The organism is uncultured Bifidobacterium sp. (genome assembly GCF_959020145.1).
GTDB lineage: Bacteria > Actinomycetota > Actinomycetes > Actinomycetales > Bifidobacteriaceae > Bifidobacterium.
In genome coordinates this window covers 158,098-176,556 of record NZ_CAUEQY010000001.1, presented here as the reverse complement: position 1 = coordinate 176,556, position 18,459 = coordinate 158,098, and the positions used below count along the sequence as shown (strand labels likewise).

Sequence of the window (18,459 nt, the reverse complement as noted above, 5' to 3'; positions counted from 1 at the left end):
CGTCATGCTCATCCCTCCTCGATGATCTCGTCAAGCGCCGCCTCGGTGGTGAGGATCGGCCTGGTGCGCCACACGCGCTCGCCTCCGTCGATGGATACGCAATGCCATGCCACGGTTGCCGGTCCGTCCTGCGTGCGTAGGGCGCTTAGGAAGCCGATCAGCTCGCTTTCGCGCCGTTCCTCCCGGGGCAGCCGGTTGAAGCTCGCCGCGAAATCCACGAACCTGCCGTCCGCCGTTTTGACCGGATCGCGCCTGATGAGTCCGATCATGTGCGTCAGCCGCGGGCCGCACATCTCGACCATGGCCTTCAGGTCCGGCGCGTCGACGTTCGTCGAAGGCGCGTCGTCCAATCCGGCCGTGGCCGCGCGCGCCATCGATTTCGCGGGCCTGGACGGCAATGCCTGGAATTGCGCCGTGCCGGTGTCCGTACGGTATGGGCGTTCGTCCGAGCCGGGGTGCGTCTTCGCGTCGTCGCTGGCCCGCACGAACAGTCTGTGGAGCTTGTCGAGCATGGTGCGGTAATGCGTGTCGGTCTGCTGGCGCACCAGACGGCTCACCGCCTCGTCGGATATGCGGATCTGCCGGCGCACGTCCTCGATGCCCTCGTAGATGCGTTTGAGTTCGGCGCGTACCTGGGCGAGCAGGATGCCGGGCTCGCCCTCGAGATACGGGTTCTGGGCGATGTCTCGCACCGCCTCGTCGATTTCGCGGCGTCCCTCGTCAGTGACGATCACCTGGAACGCGTCCTCGAAACGCCGGCCGCTGTCGGATTCGTGGAACGACCTGTGGTATTCGTCATGGTAGGTGCCGAGCGCCTGCTCCACGCTGATGGAGCCCGACTGCATGCTTCGGCGCAGATTGTCGCCGTTGTCGCGTTCCTCGAGCGCCAGTTCGCGCAGGTCGATCGGCACGCCGCGCAGCGTGTTGTGGATGACGCCGATGATGTCGCCGACCTGCTGCGAGGTGAGCTTGTCCAACGTGTCGCTGTGCTTCAATTCGTCGATCTGCTTTTGCCGCTCCTCGATGTCGCGTTCGAGCAGGCGGATGCGTTCGCGGGGGTCGGCGGTCAGCTGCATGCGCGCATGCTCGATCTCCATGATGATGCTGTTGGCCTGCGCGCCGGACAGCGCTTTCGTGGTGTCCTCGAGCCGGTCGAGCGCCTCGATCGCACGGTGGGCGCGCGCCGTGAGACGGTACAGGTAGCGGTGCGATGCGACGTCGAGCGAATTGGCGAGCCAAGCGTAGTCGCCCTCGCCTTCCTTCGTCAGCTGCTGCAGGATCGTGTGCGCGGCTTCCGCGGACGTCTGCCCTTCCTTGGGCGTGTAATCGCCCGTTTCCGCAAGTCGGGTCAGACTGCGGGAGAACCGTTCCTCGACGATCTCGCGTGGCAGCTCGCCGGTGAGCGGGTCGAACGTGGAGCGCAGCAGCGCGACGTACAGCATGGAATTGCCGCGCAGCAGCAATCGCAGCACCCCGGTCTCATACACGGGCCGGAGCCGTTCCATTTCCCGTCTTACATCCGCCAACGGCGTCCCGTCCTTCCCTTAGCCACAAGTTTCCCGATGCGCATCCATTGTAAGATAGCATGTCCGTTTTCCCGTGATCGCGGCGGGAAAACCGTCCGGCGCGAACGTCATTTGAAGATGACGTAGCGGCACAGCAGGAAGCCCCAGACCGCCTGCATGCCCATGGTGACGATCTTGACCGCCATGGTGGGCCAGCCGAGCAGTCCGGGGATCCAGGCCATCATCAGGTTGGAGAACAGCAGGTTCCAGCAGTACATGGCCACGAACATGGCTATCGAACGCGCGTAGTTCGACGAGGATTTGAATGTGACGTTGCGGTTCATGACGTAGTTGAATGAGCCGGAGCAGAAGACGGCCACGGCATTCGCCAGACGGAACGGCAGGCCGGCCAGCTGAAGCACGGCGAACACGCCGAATTCCACGAAGGTCTGCATGGCCGAAACGCCGCCATAGCTGAACAATTGTCTGACGATGCCGTTTTTCGGTTTTCCGTCCGTCGGCATGCGGTCTCCTCCCGGTCGTCTCAAACGCTACGGCTGGAAAGCATAGTCACACATGTGGCTACGGACGCGCCGGAGGCGTTTCGGCCCGGCGGAATGAAAAAACGGAAGGACGCCCCTTCCGGAGTTTCCGGAAGAGGCGTCCCCCACGTTTTCGGATCGTGTCCGCTCAGATGCTCATCGCCATGAGCTGGGCCGCATACTCCTCCACAAGCTCGCTGTCGCGCTCCGTCCAGGAATGGCTGGCGGAATCGTCCGGCACGAAAGTGGTGTCGATGTCGATGTTCTCGTTCATTTCCTTAATACCTCCGTTCGTCCCACTTGCCCCCGGCGACATTGCCGACTTTCATGGAACAGGCAAAAGTCTGGACCATAAACGCGTTCGATGCAAGAGCGTGTTCACATCGTGGTCAAACGTTTTTCCTCCACGAGTACATGCCGTGTCTCCGGCGTGAAGACGATACGATGGAGGCATCCCTGCCACCAACCAAAGGAGGACGATGATGAGCGACGAACGCAATGAGGCCGAACCGATCGAACTGGGATACATCGAGGACCTCGGGGACATGATTTCCGTTCAGGAGGGGTCCACCGTGTCCCGCACCGTCATGCAGAAGGCCGGAGGCAACGTGGTGCTGTTCTCCTTCGACACGGGCGAGGAGCTCAGCGAGCATACGGCCGCGATGCCGGTGTTCGTGCAGACGCTGAAGGGACGGCTTAAGGTGACGGGCAACGGCAGGACCGTGGAGCTTGTTCCGGGAGGCCTGGCCTACTTTCCCACCCGCATCCCGCACGCGATATACGCCGAGGAGCCGTCCGTCATGATGCTGACGATGGTCACGCCGGCACGCGACAACATCGGCGACTGAAAAAAACAAGACCGCCGGCATCGGATTCCATTGGATTCGCCGGTGCCGGCGACTGCCGGAAATACAAGAAAAGCTCCCTCCCGGGAGCTTTCGTTTTGCGGAGCGGACAACGGGACTCGGACCCGCGGTCTCAACCTTGGCAAGGTTGCGCTTTACCAACTAAGCTATGTCCGCATGCTTTCCACCTTGGTGGGCAACGAGTTGAAAATATACAGGAGCGTCCGCCATCGCGCAAGCCCGGCGTGTCGCGTTTTTGCGGCGCCGGACTCGCGGCAGCTCCGCACGACGGTCAGACATAGTCGTACGGCATGCGCTTTTTAACGCGCCAGAACACGATAAGCGCGATGCCGAGCAGCAGCGCGTAGAAGCCACGGTCCGTCCACAATCCGTAGACCGCGCAATACAACACCAACGCGCGTAACGTATAGAACACGATCCTGCGCATGCCGGAACGCTCCCTGGTCTCCACCGTCATGCGCGTGAAACCGCCGCCCAACGTGCGGCCGGCGCGCCTCCACGGAATGATCCCTTCGAACAGGACGAACATGACGATGGTGGCCACGGCGGAGACGGCCGCATTGACGTTGTTCGCGCGGTTCACATCGAACAGCACGCCAACCAGATAGATAAGCGCCGTGACGGACAGCGACGCCGTTTCGACAAGGAACAGGTCGATCGCGAGCGCCACGCAGCGGCGCACGAAGCCTGGCTCGGTGGTGATGGCGTCTTCGTCGATGCGCTGTTGGGGTAGGAAGTGGGCGACAATGCTTCCCATGGCGTAGCCGAGTATGCCGCCGAGGGTGTTGGTGATGAGGTCGTCGACGTCGAATAGGCGGTAGGCGCATGGATAGATGCCCCAGATGCCGGTCAGCTGGGTGGTTTCGATGAGCAGCGAGGTGAGGAACATGGCCGACAACGCCGTGGCGAATTTCCAGCGGAAGACGCGTTTCATGAAGTAGCCGAGCGGTAGGAAGAACACGACGTTCATGGCCAGTTGCATGACGCCTGTGATGCCGTCGGTTCGGATGTCGTGGATGAATTCGAATGGGTTGAGTTGTGGCCTGAGATGGTGGGCGGCGCAGTAGGTGGCCGGGTTTTCTGGCATTGGGTACATGGTGAAGCATGCGAGCGCGATGAGGTAGAGCACCACGAGATATGCGGTTAGTGCGGAGGTGAAGCGTAGCCGGTTGTCGCGGTGGTAGAGCAGTGCGAGCACGGGCAGGGTGAGTAGGAGTGAGAGGAATGGCCAGATTGCGATGGCGAGCGCGAATGGCTTGCTGAAGTAGAGGACGTATGACATGGCCGGTTTCCTTTGCTGGGCGTGTGGGATGCGCGTGGTGTGTGCGTGGGTTTCGTTTCCGTTGTTGGTTCAACGGTAGTACGGCTGGTCGTGTCCGTGGCATCGTCCGTCGTATTCATTCCTTGGCGTAAATGTTGGGGTGACTCATCCTCTGGTATGAGATGGCCCGGCGTGTTTCTTCGTGTCTTTTTCCTCTTGCTTTTTCCGTTGGATTGCTTGGCGTCTGATCCGCGCGGAACCGATTTCGGACATCGTCTTCGCCGTCACCGCGGGAATCCTGTTCATGGCGTTCACGCCGAAACTGCTCAGCGAATAACGGAAGCTCCCGCCTTCCACGCGGAAGGCGTGAAAGGCGGGAGCTCTTATGGGAAGACTAAGGCGGATTTTAAATCCGAGGAATAGTCACCTTTTTGGCACCGGTCATGTAATGCCAGAAATCTTCCGTCCCCGGAATAAGGTCATGCAGAACGCCTGATGTTTTTTCGACCGCTACGCTCGGTGTGCCCGGCACCGGATGGTCATCTGTTGAAGACGCGAAATCGAGTCCGATGATCCACGCATCGGCACTCTCCGCGGCACCAATCGCCTTCATTCCAGGATATTCGGCGAGAACGAGATTGATGGCATCGGCCAATATCATCTGACCCTCCTTGCAGCATTCCAGTACTGATTCGTCGGATTCGGCTTTATACGCTTTATACGCGTCAAAACGTCACCGTCCATATTCAAATACCATGAGTCGTTTGCCGATCTCGTTTGCGGAGCGGGGGAATCATTCCGCCTGTTTGACGCGTTCCATCGTAGTATCCGTTGAAGGGCGTTCTTGTTGGTCTTGGTATCCATTCCTCTTATCACGTTTCCGCTGTATGCTTTAGGGAAAGCTGTTATGCGGGAGGATCATGCGGACCACGAAAAGCAAGAAACCCATCACCGTCGTATCGGTATGCGTCGCCGCCGTGGCATGCGCTGTCGGCGCGTACCGGTTCGTCTACCTGCCACTCCGGCCTGCCGATGTCAGTCATGCTCGGATCAGCATCAACGCGACAGGCAAGTTCGACAAGTCCCAGATCGATGACGTGGTAAAGGCGGACCTTGCCAGGCTGAAATCCTGGAACGGTTGCCGCGTGGATGCCGTCCGATATGACGCAAAGCGTTCGGCCGCGCTGCTTGCAGCCGAACACGACGTCACGGCTTCCGGTGGCAGTTCTTCGATTTCCGCGGCCATTGACGAATACGGGATGGACAATGTGATTTACCTCTCCAATGACATCTCTTGCCATGCCGGCTCGCAGAACTCGTCCCAAGATGGCTGGGGAAGCTGGTACGTGTGGAATCCCGGTTCCGCGCGGGCGGAACACGGATGGATCTTCATCGACGAGGGATATTAAAAAGTTCAACGGAATACCGTGCACCATGCCATGATGTCGAAACCATACGATGACGATTGGCTTTAGTACAGCATTGATAAAAAGCGGGCCTACGCGTCCTGATCACGCGGAACGCAAACCAGCTTTCGATGGCATAGGCATCGCTTGGCTTATCTGACTACTTGGTCGAGGAACCACTCGTCATGACTGGCCGATTTTCCATCCGTTGCGTTCGCGAGCGTATGTGCTTTGCACGGATTGATGCCGCTATACCCGTGCGGACCTGCAGTCGTGCGACTCCGGCCAATCAGTCAAGGATGATGCCGGCTTCACTCATCTGCCGACGGGCTGCGATACCGAGTTCCTCACTGACCGGTTCGGTCAGGTTTTCGATGACATGCACTTCGAAACCCAGCTTCTTCGCGTCGAGAGCGGTCTCCTTGACGCAATGCGATTCGGCCAGTCCGACCACATCGACCCGTGTGATGCCCGCGGTCTTCAACCCGTTGGCGAGTGTCCTGCCCGCGGCCATGGCGGTGGAGACTTCCTCACGGGTGGGAATGCGGTCGGTGTTGTCCTCAAAGCCTTCGAAGCCGGAATATGAGGGGGAATACTGGCCCTTCTTGAAATGATGTTCGATGTTCAATGCGGCGATGGCGGGATGCAGTTCGGCATTGGCGGTTCCGGCCTTGCCGTGCACCGGCCAGGTATCCACAAAATCAGGATGCTCGGACCAGTGGGTCCCCGGCTCGATATGCCAATCCTGCGTGGTCGCGATATATGCGTATTCGCTCCGACGCGCGTTCACATAATCCGCGATACGTTCGGCGACCGCATTGCCTCCCTGCACGCCCAGTTCACCTCCTTCGCAGAACGTCGGCTGCACATCCACCACAATCAAAGCCCTTGCCATGCTTCTTCCCTCCTGAAAGGTTCCGAAACCACTGTAGCGAATCGATCACGTGATTGGATAATTCGTTTCATCCACAACGTCGTCGTGATATATGCGCCTTTCCCCACGGCCCATCCTATAATCTGAAGAGACGATGACACGTAGGAAAATATGAGACCGGTGGAGCCGTTGCGCGTATCGAGCTATGCCACCGGTCTGTAGGTCGGTTCTGCCGAATATGGAAGTGTGGTTTTGTTAAAAAGCATGGATGATCTGATTGTGTCGGGGCTGCGCATCGATTGGAATATGCTGACTGATTCATACGTCAGTCGAATTCCCTCATTGCGTTCAATTGACGAACTTGAATTCCACAAGAATGTCACCTTTCTGGTAGGCGAGAACGGTAGCGGCAAATCAACCTTGCTGGAAGGCATCGCCGTCGCCTGCGGCTTCAACGCGGAAGGCGGCACGCGCAACTACCGTTTCAGCACATACGATGACACGTCGGATCTCGCCAAGGCGATGACGATATACCGGCAGTATGCGATCGGCCCATCAAGCTTCTTCCTGCGCGCGGAAAGTTTTTTCACGCTGGCGACACAGGCTCGTGAATACAGTCGCGGATATGGCGACATGTCCCGTTTGCACGAGATGTCGCATGGCGAAGGATTCCTGGAGATACTCCTGTCCCACACGGGAAAGGGTCTCTATCTTATGGACGAACCCGAATCCGCGCTCTCGATACAGCGGCAATTGACTCTGCTGGAGCACATGTACCGAATGGCAAACGACGGATCGCAATTCATCGTCGCGACCCATTCGCCGATTCTGCTCGGTCTGCCGGATGCGGAAATCCTGTCATTCGACGAAAACGGCGTCCATCCCTGCGATTATGAGGATACGGACAGCTATCAAATCACCAGGGTCTTCATCAACCACCGCGAATCACTGCTCCGGCATCTGCTTGGAAATGAAACGTGAGATGAGGTGAAACGGTTGCGGGTGTTCGCTATGATGTTCGATTGGCGTTTGAAGGAACACGAAAGACTAGAGGTATCACGGCATGGCGATTGAGGCGCAGGGACTTGAGATTCAGATCGGCGCGCGCACGTTGCTGCATCCCACCAACTTCCACGTTGCCAAGGGAGACAAGATCGGTCTGGTCGGCCGCAACGGCGCCGGCAAGACCACGCTGACCCGTGTGATCACCGGCGATATGCTGCCGACCGCCGGCAAGGTACGTGTCTCCGGCAAACTCGGCTATCTGCCACAGGACACGCATGCCGCAGACCCGGAGCAGACCGCACTGGACCGCATGATGAGCGCGCGCGACATCGCTTCGATCATCAAACGCATACGCAAGGCCGAAAAGGACATGACCGATCCGGATCCGGATGTCATGACCAAGGCGATGAACCGCTACGACAAGGCCATGCAGGATTTCGAAAAGGCCGGAGGCTATGCCGCACAGTCCGAAGCGACCGCGATGGCGGCCAGTCTCGGCCTGCCGCAGGACGTGATGGGCCAGCAGTTGGGTACGCTTTCCGGCGGTCAACGCCGCCGTATCGAACTGGCGCGCATCCTGTTCTCCGATGCGGATACGCTGATCCTTGACGAGCCGACCAACCATTTGGACGCGGATTCCATCGAATGGCTGCGCGGCTATCTGAAAAAATACGAGGGCGGTTTCCTGGTCATCTCCCACTCCACCGAACTGCTTGACGAAGTGGTGAACAAGGTGTGGCATCTGGACGCACAGCTCGGCCAGATCGACATGTACTCGCTCGGCTGGAAGGCCTACCTGCACCAACGCGTGGTCGACGAGGAACGTCGCCGCCGCGAACGTGAAGTCGCAGAGAAGAAGGCCGAACGTCTGATGCAGCAGGGCATCCGCCTGCACGCGAAAGCCACCAAGGCCGTGGCCGCGCAGAACATGATGCGCCGCGCGGAGAAACTGCTGGAGAACACGTCCGAAGCACAGAAGAAGGAGAAGGTGGCGGACATCCGCTTCCCCGAGCCGGCACCTTGCGGACGTACGCCGATCATGGCGAAGGACATCTCCAAAGCGTATGGTTCGAACATCGTGTTCGCAGGCGTGAATCTGGCGATCGACAAAGGTTCACGTGTGGTGATTCTGGGCTATAACGGCGCGGGCAAGACCACCACGCTGCGTCTGCTCGCCCATCTGGAGGATCCCGACACCGGATCCGTGGAATATGGACATGGCTGCAAAATCGGCTATTTCGCACAGGAACACGACACATTGGACCTTGACGCCACCGTGTTGCAGAATCTGATTCACGTGGCACCGGAACTTGACGACACACAGGCACGTTCCATCCTTGGGTCGTTCCTGTTCTCCGGCGATGACGCGCTGAAACCGGCACGAGTGCTTTCCGGCGGCGAGAAGACCCGTCTGGCGTTGGCCACGCTGGTGACGAGCCGCGCGAACGTGCTACTGCTTGATGAACCGACCAACAATCTGGATCCGGCGTCCCGCGACGAGATTTTGAAGGCCATCGCCAAATACGAGGGCGCGATTGTGCTGGTCACCCACGACGAGGGCGCGGTCGAGGCGTTGAATCCGGAACGCGTGCTGCTCATGCCCGACGGCGACGAGGACCTGTGGAACGACTCCTACCTGGATCTGGTGGCCGAGGAATAATCCCACTTCCACCATTTCCGGCACGCATATGGGAAAGCCCGGACGAATCAGATCGTCCGGGCTTTCCCATATTGAACGGTTCCTGTTACGCGGGAACCGGTTACGCGTGCACGTGTTTGGCGCTGTAGATGTCCGGCTCGACGTAGATCTCGAAATTGTACCAGGGCAACGCGGTGCGCACGGCCTTCTCGATCTTGTCGACGGTTTCCACGTCATAGTCGCGGTCGAGCTTGCTGGTCTGCACTTTGACGCACAGGAGGATGTCGTCCTCCGACATGTGCACGGTCTGCATGTTCAGCAATCGTTCGACGCCCGGCGTGGTGGTAACCGCCTCGACGATCTTCCCGCGCGTATCGGAATCCACGGCCTCGCCGATGAGCAGCGAACCGGATTTGAACGCCAGTAGAAGCGAGCCGACGATCAGGACCAGGCCGACCATAAGACCGCCCAACGCGTCGAACACCTCGTCGTCGAGCGCGATAGCAAGACCGATGCCGAGGCCTGCGAACGCCAGGCCGATCAGGGCGAGCGTGTCCTCCATGATCACCGAAGCCAGTTCGGCGGACTTGGTGCGTCTCCAGAAACGGAACACGCCCATATGCTTCGTGTTCGTGCGTTCCATACGCTCGTTGGCTTCCTTGATGCTCTGGTGCAGGCCGAATCCTTCCAGGCATGCGCTGATGACGACCACGATGAACGCGACAAGCAGTTCCATCCTGTTCACGTCACACAATGCCGGATCGGCGCTGATCGCGACAAGCTTCTTCACGGCCTCGGACGTCGAGAAGAATCCACCGACAAAGAACAGCAGCGTGGCCACGACGAACGAAGCAAGATATTTGGCGCGATACAGGCCGAACGGATGGTCGCCGTCCGTCTTGCGCTTGGAGAAACGTCCACCCACCATCAATACGATTTCGTTGGAGCAGTCGGCGATGGAATGTACCGACTCGGAAAGCATGGCGGACGATCCGGTGAAGAACGCCGCGCACAGTTTCGCGATGGCGACGCCGATGTTCGCACCCAACGCCGCCTTGACGGCTGCGCCCTGATGTTCGGCTTCCCGCACCTCCCCCATGTTGTTCGTGGTCGTACTGTCGCCTGCGGGATCGCGCGATTCGCTCATTGCCTTCCATTCTCGAATGTGTAACGGATAACATCATCCATTCAAGCACGAATACTGGCCGAGAAGCCGTGTGCGCCCGTGTTTCGAGACGTGCGTGTAACCTTCACTAGGTATTTGTCGCTTTCCCAAAAAAGGGGTATTCAATGGCATACTCGCATAACGCGCCGTTCCGCGCCGACGTGGTCGGCTCCTATCTCCGCCCGGCCGAGCTCAAGGCCGCGCGTGAGGATTTCGCCGCCGGCAAAATCGATGCCGCAGCGCTCAAGGCGGTCGAGGACAAGGCCATCACCGAACTCGTCGCCAAGCAGAAGGCCGCCGGCCTGCATGTGATCACCGACGGCGAATTCCGCCGCGGCTGGTGGCATTTCGACTTCATGTGGGGCTTCAACGGCGTGGACCATGCCGCCGCAGCCCACCGCGTCGCCTTCCACGACGAGGTGACCCCGGCCGACACCGCCACCGTGACCGGAAGAATCTCCGGCGAGAACCATCCGTTCGTCGAACATTTCAAGTTCGTCAAGCAGTTCGAGGACGAGAACACCGTGGCCCGCCAGACCATGCCCTCCCCCGCGCAGACCCGCTTCGTGCTCACCGGCAACGCGGCCGCCTACCCGTATGACGAGTTCTACAAGAACGACGACGAGCTGACCGCCGACATCGTCGCCGCCTACCGCCAGGTCATCGCCGACCTGTATGCCGCCGGCTGCCGCAACGTGCAGTTCGACGACTGCACCTGGACCCGCCTGTGCGATGCGAGCGTACGCGAACGTCTCGGCTGGAGCGACGAGGACGCGCTACGCCTGCAGCAGGAGAACCTCGACGTCATCAACGCCGTGATCGCCGACCAGCCGGACGACCTGGTCATCAACACCCACGTGTGCCGCGGCAACTTCCACTCCACCTGGCTTTCCTCCGGAGGCTACGCGCCGGTCGCGGCCAAACTGTTCGGCGAGGAGAACGTGGACGCCTACTACCTCGAGTTCGACGACGACCGTTCCGGCGATTTCGCGCCGCTCGCCGAAGTCTCCGGCGACAAGAAGGTCGTGCTCGGCCTGATCACCTCCAAGAAGCCCGACCTTGAGGATCCGGACACCATCAAGGCCCGCATCCAGGAAGCCGCCCAGTACATTCCGCTCGACCGCCTGTGCCTGTCCACCCAGTGCGGCTTCGCCTCCACCCAGGAAGGCAACAAGCTCACCGAAGACCAGCAGTGGGCCAAGATCGCACTCGTCCAATCCATCGCCAAGGACGTGTGGGGCGAGTAAACACAGCACGCCATCCACAATCAGCTATAAGGAAGGGCTATCCGTCTTGTTCGGCGGATAGCCCTTTGTTTGTTTGCCGGCGTTTTTAACGGGCAGGTCAGCCCTTCACAGCCTCATCGATGCAACGAATCGCGTTCAACGTACGCGGATAGCCGATATACGGCATGCACTGCGAGACCACCGCGATTAGAAACGCCTTCTCATTGCCAACGACCATATTCGCCTTGGCATGCGCCGTAAGCTGCGGTTCGCAACCACCCTGCGCGGCCAGGAAACACAACGTGACCATTTCGCGCTCGCGGGTGTCGAGTCCGCCGCGAGTGTAGTAGTCGCCGAAGCAGTTGTCGGCCAGCCACTTGTTGATGTGCCGGGTCTCCTCCGGTCCGGATTGCGCGAATCCGCGCATGTTCTCGCCGAAGATCTCGACCTGCTTGTCCTCTCCGGCCTGCGCGCGGGTCTCCGACGTGGTCGTGCCCTGCGGCTCCAGCGGCAGATGCACGTTCGCGGCTCCAAGGAAAACGTTGAGCTTCTTCAGGAACGGCAGGGTTCTCCCGAATCCGCAGTATGCGGTGGCTTGGTAGATCATCTCCTTGATGGCCACGGACGTCAGTCCTGTCTCGTAGGCGACCGGCAGCATCATTTCGAACGCGTCGAGACCCTGGCAGCCGACCAGAGCCGCGAGGATCGCCAGGGAGCGGGTCTGGTCGTCCAGATCGGGATGGTTCGCGCCCGGCTCGTTCACCACTTCCCCGTAAGCGAAGTCGGAAAACAGCTTGACATATTCCGGATCGGTCTGCGACAGCGTCCTGTCGTTGTTCCAGAACGCGTTCATCTTCCTATGCAGTTCCTCGAACATGGCTTCCTTTCCGTTCGATGTCTTCGCGCCGCATGCCGCGTTCATTCTATCGTCGGAAATGTTGCGTGCGGATAGCGGCCATCGTCGTCTGAATGTTCAGCGTGCGATCGCGCCCTTGCCGGGCTGTTTCTTGACGTTTTCGATGACGTCTTTGTTTTCCTCGAGAATTCGGTTGGCCTCATCCTCGTGTCCTTCGGCGATGGCGCGCCAATAGAGCGATTTGAGCGACACGTACGCCTGCTGGATGCGCAGGGCCTCGGCTTTCGCGGCCAGACGCAGCGATTGCGCGTCGAGTAGTTCGATCTGCCGTCGGGCGCCTTCCGGACCGTCGAAACGGTTCTTCAGGTATTCGCGCATCGATTCAAGCGGCATGCCCGTCGCCGCCAGGCATGCGATGGTGGTCAGCGATTCGATGTCCTTGTCCGAATAGACTCGGTGGCCTGAACTCGGATCGCGGGCGATCGGATCGATGATGCCGATCTGCTCGTAATAACGCAACGTCGATTCGGGCAGTCCGGAAATCATGGACGCCTCACGGATCGAATGCCAGGTGGTCGTCGTATTGCTCATACCCCGCACTCTAAAAACTTAAAGTGCTCGAAGTCCATATTCCGGCGTGTCGTATTGGTCCGACGTCAAACGGCATTGAGCGGGCAATGGAAGAGCCGGTATCCGAAAAAGTGGATCTGTCGCACGACTCCATTTTCATGTCCTTTTCGGCAATCGTGCGGCTTTTTCGTCCGTCTGTATGGGAACCGACGGACGAAAAAGCCCACGCATGCTCAGGCGGCGGTGATCAGCTCCGAGGAATCCATGTCGAAATCGGCCATCGCGTAGGAGCGGATGGCGGGATCATCATACGTGTTCATGTAGTACGTGTTGGTCTTGGACGAATATCCGCTGGTGAACAGCGTGCGTTCGAACTGGCCGTTGCCCATCTTCGCCATGCCGTCAACCATCTGCACGGAACCAAGGGTGTGGAACAGGCGAGACACGTTGGCCGCCTCGCCTTCCTGCTGCGGATAATGCGTGTTGGCATAAGCCACACGCACGAAACGCGACGGGGAGCTCACATCGCCCGGAATGCCATGCATGCTCACACCCGCGCCCCAAGCGGACAGGGACGCCTTGCCCCACGTGGCCGGCTCGGCCATCTCGTTGCCGACGCACATGTAGTTGCGCAGATTCTCCATATGGAAGCCAAACGTCGGCTGGTTGGTCAGCACGTCTACGTCGTCATGGTGCACATGCATGCCGTCCGCCATCTGTTCGACGACGATGCTGCGCTCGCTGTCGCCGATGATCCAATGCAGCAGCGACTCCTGCTGGCCGGGCACGATCTGGGAGACGAGGGTCACGTTCTTCAACGCCTTCTCGACTTCGTCGACGGAATCGAAATTGCGTGCCACCCACAGCGGGAATTCGAAGGTCGCGACGTTGTCGGTGCCTTCGACCGGCTCATGCACGAACTCCGCGTAGCCGGGGAAATTCAATCCCGCGATGGCCAGACCATGCTCGTTGGCGCAGTCGAAATACATCGGACGGTCGGCCATGACCACGCCCACGCCGATCACCGCGTTCGGCGTGGCTTTGCCGCTCGCGCCGAACACGTTGTCGTAGTGGTAGCCGCGTGGAGTGGCCAGGATGCTTTCGCCGTATGAGAAGCTCCAGTCGAGGTTGCGGCCGAAATACATGTTTCCCTCTTCGTCGGAGAAACGAACGCCAGTGCACATGATGGACTTCCTTCCTTTGTTTGATTGACCCGGTGCGTTCATCATACGCATGGACGGCTGGACGAACCACGGTTTCCGCCGACGGATAAACATGAAGGGTGGCCAAAAATGCCAAGAGTCGTTGAAAATGAAAAAATCCCCTTGTTTCCAAGGGGATTTTTCGAATGGCTCCTGCGACTGGGCTTGAACCAGTGACCGTCCGATTAACAGTCGGATGCTCTGCCAACTGAGCTACGCAGGAATGCGCTGTGCACAAGACATGAATTATACGCGGTAAAACGCAAAATGCAAATCCCGCGCGTGTCTCCCCTGCTGCGGCGGGACTACCGTCACATGCTGATCTTCGTCAACGGCATGGCGGAATCGATTGCGAAATCCGGTTCGGACGGTTTCACGCCGCTCTCCACCAGGTTCACGCCCAGCATGGCCACCATAGCGCCATTATCGGTGCACAGTTTGATTTGCGGGATACGCACTTCGACGCCATGCTTGGCTCCGACCTCCAACAGTTTGGCGCGCAGTTGGGAGTTCGCGGAGAAGCCGCCGCCAACGATCAGGGTCTTCGAACCGTACTGCTCGCAACCGCGCATCGCCTTCTTGGCGAGCACCGTCGCGACGGAATCGGCCAGCGACGCGCACACGTCGTCGATGGGAATCTCATTGCCTTCCGCCTGCTGCTGTTCGATCCAACGCGCCACGGCCGTCTTCACGCCGGAGAAACTGAAATCGTACGGATGCTGCTGCCCCGCCTTGCCTTGTGTAAGGCCCTGAGGCACTTTGATGGCATGTGGGTTGCCCAGCTGTGCGTGACGGTCGATGTGCGGGCCGCCGGGATACGGGAAACCAAGCAGACGTGCCACCTTGTCGAAGCATTCGCCGGCAGCGTCGTCGAGCGTGGTGCCGACCACGTCGATATGCCGCGCCACGTCTTCGACATGCAGCAGCGAAGTGTGCCCGCCCGACACAATCAACGCAAGCGTGTCCTTGGGGAACGGTCCGAACTGCAGCTGCGTCACCGCGATATGTCCGATGACGTGGTTGATGCCGTAGATCGGCTTGTTCGCGGCCCATGCCAACGATTTCGCGCCGGACACGCCGACCGCGAGACAGCCGGCGAGGCCGGGTCCCGCGGATACGGCGATCGCGTCGACGTCGGACAGCGTCATGTTCGCGTCGGCCAGAGCTTTGGAGACGCATGGCACGAACGCTTCGGCGTGCGCGCGAGAGGCGATTTCGGGAATCACGCCGCCGTAGCGGGCGTGCTCGTCCATGGAGGACGCGACCACGTTGGAAATGAGGGTGCGTCCCTGCACCACGGCCGCCGCCGTTTCGTCACAGGTCGATTCGATGCCGAGTACGATTGGTTCGCTCATTGCTGCTCCGTTGTGTGTGTTGCTGAAGTGTGCTCTGTATCCGCTGTTGCGCTGAAGCCGACGACGCGCGGCTCCAAGTCGAGGCTCATGGTGTACGCGTCGATGCCTTCTGGCTGGTAGTAGCGTTTGCGCAATCCCATCCGCGTGAAGCCGAACCTTTCGTACAACGCCAATGCCGGCACGTTGTCGACTCGGACTTCCAGAAGCATGCGTTTGGCGCCCTGCCGACGCGCCGAGACGATCAGTGTTTCGAGAAGCGCCGCCGCTATCCCCTGCCGTTGGTATGGTCTGCCGACGCCGATCGTCATGATCTCCGCGTCGTCGCCGTCGTACCAGTAGCCTGCGTAGCCTCGGACGACGGGATCCGCCGTCTGTACGGCATCGCCTTCAATGTCGAGCAGATACGTGCGTGCCGGAGCGTGGAATTCCTGCCGTACGGACTGTTCGCTCCACGCGCCGCGGCCGAACAGGTCCTTTTCCAATGCGGCGATCTGTCCGACGGCGGTGTCTTCCGGAATCTGGGAATGGTCGACAATCATGGGCGTGCCGTCACTCCGTTCGTTCGGCGCCGGCATGGTTGAGCACATGCTTGAGCGGGTTGGGCACTGACACGTCCGGACGACGCAGGTATAACGGTTCGACGGAGGTCGGTTCTGCCAACGCCTGTTCGCTGGTGGTGAAGGCCGCGAATCGCGCCAATCCTTCCGCGCCTTCGTCGAGCAGAGCATGGTCGTCGACTTCGCCGAGGGAGGCAATCGCATTCCACGACTGCGCGTATTTGACCGCACCATGGCCGATGACGTCGACGACGTACGGCTTGCCCGTGTCGGCGAGCTTCGTAAGAACGTCATTGACGCGCATCGTGATGGAATCCGGATAGTCGATGTCCATGTCGATCAACGTTATGGGCGATTGTCCGACGCCGTCCGCAACGGTGCCGCCGTCATACAGCGCGAAATACAGTTGCCGGCGACGCGCGTCGTTGACGGCAAGCGTCAGATGGCGGCGATCGTCCGTAGCTTGAGTATGTGCCAGGCATTGCGGCGCGAGCACGTCCTGTCCGACCAGTTGCGCGCCTGTGGCGAAGGCCAATGCCTTGGCCGCGACGATGCCGGCGCGCAGGCCGGTGAATGGCGCCGGTCCGACGCCGACGACGATGCGGGTGATGTCCGACGCCTGCAGTCCGGCCTGTTCGACGGCTTGCGCGATGTTCACCTGCAGTTTCTCGACATGGGTGCGCGAATCCGTTTCGACGATGGGTTCATGTCCGACCACGCCTACGGTCGAACCATATGAGGTGTCAATCACCAGTGTCTGCATATGCTTGAAAACTCCTTGTGCCAAACTGCCAACCACTGTACAACCGGCGCTGGAAGCCACGGCATGCGGTGCGGTCGGCCACGTCGGATGCGTCTTGACAGGGTCAGCGTTTTCCCGCGGTGAAATCGAACGAATCCCAGGCAGCGCCCACCGGCACCAACGTCACCGTGCGTGCGCCCGCGCTGGTCAGCTCGCCGTCCGCGTCCACGGCGGGCGCGTCAAGCGGACGGTCGATGTGGATTTCAAGCCGTTCCGGAGCCAATGCGGCGGCCATCTGCTCGCCCCATTCCATCAGGATGACGGTATGCTCGCCCGGATCCTCCAATTCCTCGTCCAAGCCGAGCGATTCCAATTCGTCCAATAGCCGTCCGACCGTGTCCTGTCCGGGCGCGTAGGCGTTGCCGCCGAGCCTGTAGGCGTCGACGTGCACCAGATGCGCCGGCGAACCGTCCGCGAACCGTCCCTCAAGCTCGCGTGCGATGGTGAAGGTCGGCGAGACGATGGGCTCTCCGATGCCAAGTCCCGCGCCGAACCCTTGCGCGAACGTGGTCTTGCCGGCGCCAAGCGGACCGGACAGCAACAGCACGTCGCCTCCACGGGCAAGCTTCGCCAAACGCTCCCCCAACGCCTGCATGTCCTCGCCGGTGGCGGCTGTGATGGTAATGGTGTTGCTCATGCGGCACGTCCTTTGCGGCTGATCAGTTCGATGGACCGTTCCAAAGCATAGACCGGGTCCGAGCCATTGGTTTTGCTTTGCTCGTCGGCCCATGCGAGCATCTGGATGCATGCGCTCATGCCGCTTGACGTCCATCCGGACAGTTGCCGGGTCGCGTTCTTCAACACCCAGGGGTTCGTTTTCGCCTCGGCCGTGGAAATGGTGCCCGCACGCACCGCCGACGCCTTCGCCATCGTCCGCAGCTTCATGGCCAGCGCGCCGATAAGCGCGATCGGAGCGGTGCCCTGTTCCACGGACGATCGCATGGCGATGATCGCGTCCGCCGTACGTCCCGACAACGCGAGGTCGGCGACACGGAAGCCATCCACCTGCGGATTGGAGGTGAGATATTGGTTGACGCGGGCGAGCGTCATGGGATTGTCGTCGAAATCGAAGCATAACTGGCCGACCATGGCCGCAAGCTCGCCGGTCCTATCCCCCAACACGGCCACGAGTTGCTGCGCGGCCATCGGCTCGACGCGGCGTTTGCGCCGTTCGAAGCATTGCATGACGAAGTTGAGTTTGGCCTCGGGCTTCTTCAGGTCGGCGACAGCGTCCTTGTACGCTCCGGCCTTGGTGAGCTGCTCCACCAGACGTTTGCCCTTCACACCGCCCTCATGCTGGCAGATGACGATGCACGCGTCCGCCGGCTCCTTGCACGCCTGTCTGCAGTAAGAGACCATGGCGTCGCCCAGTTTTTCGTCCGCGTTCTGCAGGTTGGTGACGATGACGATGGCGCGATCCGCAAGCAATGATGGGCTTACCGCCTCGTCGAAGGCGTAATGGTCGGCGCTTGCCGCGTCGAGTTCGATGGTTTCCGCGTCGGGATACCGGCGTTGCGCCTCGTGTTTGAGGTCGCGCACCGTCTGGTCGTTCAGGTACGAGTCGCCTCCGTACACGAGGTGGAAGGGCGTGGTGGCTGCGGATGGTTTCGGCATACCATTCAATCTCG

General features: G+C 60.2%; 20 protein-coding genes and 2 tRNA genes. 5 read left to right on the top strand and 17 right to left on the bottom strand.

Annotated features, from left to right (window positions below):
• Window positions 1–8 precede the first annotated feature (8 nt).
• From Q5H33_RS00885 to Q5H33_RS00875, 3 genes are all read right to left on the bottom strand, one after another.
• Complete coding sequence (locus tag Q5H33_RS00885) at window positions 9–1,505, bottom strand: DUF3375 domain-containing protein (RefSeq protein WP_055054463.1); 1,497 nt, start codon at window positions 1,503–1,505, stop codon at window positions 9–11.
• 128 nt (window positions 1,506–1,633) lie between these two features.
• Window positions 1,634–2,029 carry a GtrA family protein gene (locus Q5H33_RS00880; RefSeq protein ID WP_003834828.1) on the bottom strand — a complete coding sequence of 132 codons (396 nt, stop codon included), beginning with the start codon at window positions 2,027–2,029 and terminating at the stop codon, window positions 1,634–1,636.
• A gap of 166 nt (window positions 2,030–2,195) precedes the next feature.
• A complete protein-coding gene (locus Q5H33_RS00875; RefSeq protein ID WP_256134382.1) occupies window positions 2,196–2,321 on the bottom strand; it encodes a hypothetical protein in 126 nt (41 codons plus the stop codon).
• 205 nt (window positions 2,322–2,526) lie between these two features.
• On the opposite strand from Q5H33_RS00875, the gene Q5H33_RS00870 reads away from it, so the two are divergent.
• Window positions 2,527–2,895: a cupin domain-containing protein gene (locus Q5H33_RS00870; protein WP_003809174.1), complete on the top strand. Its 369-nt coding sequence runs from the start codon at window positions 2,527–2,529 to the stop codon at window positions 2,893–2,895.
• A 101-nt stretch (window positions 2,896–2,996) separates the two neighbouring features.
• Here Q5H33_RS00870 and Q5H33_RS00865 read toward each other — a convergent pair.
• The 3 genes from Q5H33_RS00865 to Q5H33_RS00855 all read right to left on the bottom strand — a co-directional run bounded on the left by Q5H33_RS00865 (window position 2,997) and on the right by Q5H33_RS00855 (window position 4,835).
• Window positions 2,997–3,069: transfer RNA gene (locus Q5H33_RS00865), tRNA-Gly, on the bottom strand.
• 115 nt (window positions 3,070–3,184) lie between these two features.
• Window positions 3,185–4,195: a VanZ family protein gene (locus Q5H33_RS00860; RefSeq protein WP_080863200.1), complete on the bottom strand. Its 1,011-nt coding sequence runs from the start codon at window positions 4,193–4,195 to the stop codon at window positions 3,185–3,187.
• Window positions 4,196–4,580: 385 nt separating this feature from the next.
• On the bottom strand, window positions 4,581–4,835 hold the full coding sequence (locus Q5H33_RS00855) for a hypothetical protein (protein ID WP_033499485.1): 255 nt from the start codon (window positions 4,833–4,835) through the stop codon (window positions 4,581–4,583).
• A gap of 259 nt (window positions 4,836–5,094) precedes the next feature.
• On the opposite strand from Q5H33_RS00855, the gene Q5H33_RS00850 reads away from it, so the two are divergent.
• Window positions 5,095–5,583 carry a hypothetical protein gene (locus Q5H33_RS00850; RefSeq protein WP_117565327.1) on the top strand — a complete coding sequence of 163 codons (489 nt, stop codon included), beginning with the start codon at window positions 5,095–5,097 and terminating at the stop codon, window positions 5,581–5,583.
• 286 nt (window positions 5,584–5,869) lie between these two features.
• Here the strand turns inward: Q5H33_RS00850 and Q5H33_RS00845 are convergent, their stop codons facing one another.
• Window positions 5,870–6,475: an isochorismatase family protein gene (locus Q5H33_RS00845; protein WP_026646017.1), complete on the bottom strand. Its 606-nt coding sequence runs from the start codon at window positions 6,473–6,475 to the stop codon at window positions 5,870–5,872.
• Between the two features lie 231 nt (window positions 6,476–6,706).
• Between Q5H33_RS00845 and Q5H33_RS00840 the strand changes: the two genes are divergently transcribed.
• Window positions 6,707–7,435, top strand: coding sequence for an AAA family ATPase (locus Q5H33_RS00840; protein WP_302422547.1), 729 nt, complete (start codon window positions 6,707–6,709; stop codon window positions 7,433–7,435).
• 82 nt (window positions 7,436–7,517) lie between these two features.
• The gene (locus tag Q5H33_RS00835; protein WP_011743216.1) at window positions 7,518–9,119 is read left to right on the top strand and encodes an ABC-F family ATP-binding cassette domain-containing protein; all 1,602 of its coding nucleotides are present in this window, start codon (window positions 7,518–7,520) and stop codon (window positions 9,117–9,119) included.
• Between the two features lie 100 nt (window positions 9,120–9,219).
• Here the strand turns inward: Q5H33_RS00835 and Q5H33_RS00830 are convergent, their stop codons facing one another.
• Window positions 9,220–10,245: a cation diffusion facilitator family transporter gene (locus tag Q5H33_RS00830; RefSeq protein ID WP_302422546.1), complete on the bottom strand. Its 1,026-nt coding sequence runs from the start codon at window positions 10,243–10,245 to the stop codon at window positions 9,220–9,222.
• Window positions 10,246–10,388: 143 nt separating this feature from the next.
• Between Q5H33_RS00830 and Q5H33_RS00825 the strand changes: the two genes are divergently transcribed.
• Window positions 10,389–11,510, top strand: coding sequence for a 5-methyltetrahydropteroyltriglutamate--homocysteine S-methyltransferase (locus tag Q5H33_RS00825; protein ID WP_021913459.1), 1,122 nt, complete (start codon window positions 10,389–10,391; stop codon window positions 11,508–11,510).
• 97 nt (window positions 11,511–11,607) lie between these two features.
• Here Q5H33_RS00825 and Q5H33_RS00820 read toward each other — a convergent pair whose 3' ends face one another.
• The 9 genes from Q5H33_RS00820 to holA form a co-directional block, all read right to left on the bottom strand.
• Window positions 11,608–12,366 (bottom strand): carboxymuconolactone decarboxylase family protein, encoded by a 759-nt coding sequence (locus Q5H33_RS00820; protein ID WP_035010956.1) that lies wholly within the window; start codon window positions 12,364–12,366, stop codon window positions 11,608–11,610.
• A 96-nt stretch (window positions 12,367–12,462) separates the two neighbouring features.
• Window positions 12,463–12,936, bottom strand: a complete 474-nt coding sequence (locus tag Q5H33_RS00815) for a MerR family transcriptional regulator (RefSeq protein WP_080703738.1) — start codon at window positions 12,934–12,936, stop codon at window positions 12,463–12,465.
• Window positions 12,937–13,148: 212 nt separating this feature from the next.
• Window positions 13,149–14,099 (bottom strand): choloylglycine hydrolase, encoded by a 951-nt coding sequence (gene bsh / locus Q5H33_RS00810; protein WP_055054461.1) that lies wholly within the window; start codon window positions 14,097–14,099, stop codon window positions 13,149–13,151.
• A 165-nt stretch (window positions 14,100–14,264) separates the two neighbouring features.
• Window positions 14,265–14,340, bottom strand: a tRNA-Asn gene (locus Q5H33_RS00805).
• 88 nt (window positions 14,341–14,428) lie between these two features.
• Window positions 14,429–15,472: a tRNA (adenosine(37)-N6)-threonylcarbamoyltransferase complex transferase subunit TsaD gene (gene tsaD, locus Q5H33_RS00800; protein WP_003807022.1), complete on the bottom strand. Its 1,044-nt coding sequence runs from the start codon at window positions 15,470–15,472 to the stop codon at window positions 14,429–14,431.
• Entirely contained in the window at window positions 15,469–16,011 is a 543-nt protein-coding gene (gene rimI, locus Q5H33_RS00795) for a ribosomal protein S18-alanine N-acetyltransferase (protein WP_011743223.1), read from the bottom strand. Before rimI ends, tsaD begins: the two co-directional genes overlap by 4 nt.
• A 10-nt stretch (window positions 16,012–16,021) precedes the next feature.
• Window positions 16,022–16,792, bottom strand: a complete 771-nt coding sequence (gene tsaB, locus Q5H33_RS00790; protein ID WP_055054460.1) for a tRNA (adenosine(37)-N6)-threonylcarbamoyltransferase complex dimerization subunit type 1 TsaB — start codon at window positions 16,790–16,792, stop codon at window positions 16,022–16,024.
• A gap of 103 nt (window positions 16,793–16,895) precedes the next feature.
• The gene (gene tsaE / locus Q5H33_RS00785; RefSeq protein ID WP_042991277.1) at window positions 16,896–17,468 is read right to left on the bottom strand and encodes a tRNA (adenosine(37)-N6)-threonylcarbamoyltransferase complex ATPase subunit type 1 TsaE; all 573 of its coding nucleotides are present in this window, start codon (window positions 17,466–17,468) and stop codon (window positions 16,896–16,898) included.
• Window positions 17,465–18,445 carry a DNA polymerase III subunit delta gene (gene holA / locus Q5H33_RS00780; protein WP_179140411.1) on the bottom strand — a complete coding sequence of 327 codons (981 nt, stop codon included), beginning with the start codon at window positions 18,443–18,445 and terminating at the stop codon, window positions 17,465–17,467. Before holA ends, tsaE begins: the two co-directional genes overlap by 4 nt.
• Window positions 18,446–18,459: the final 14 nt, after the last annotated feature.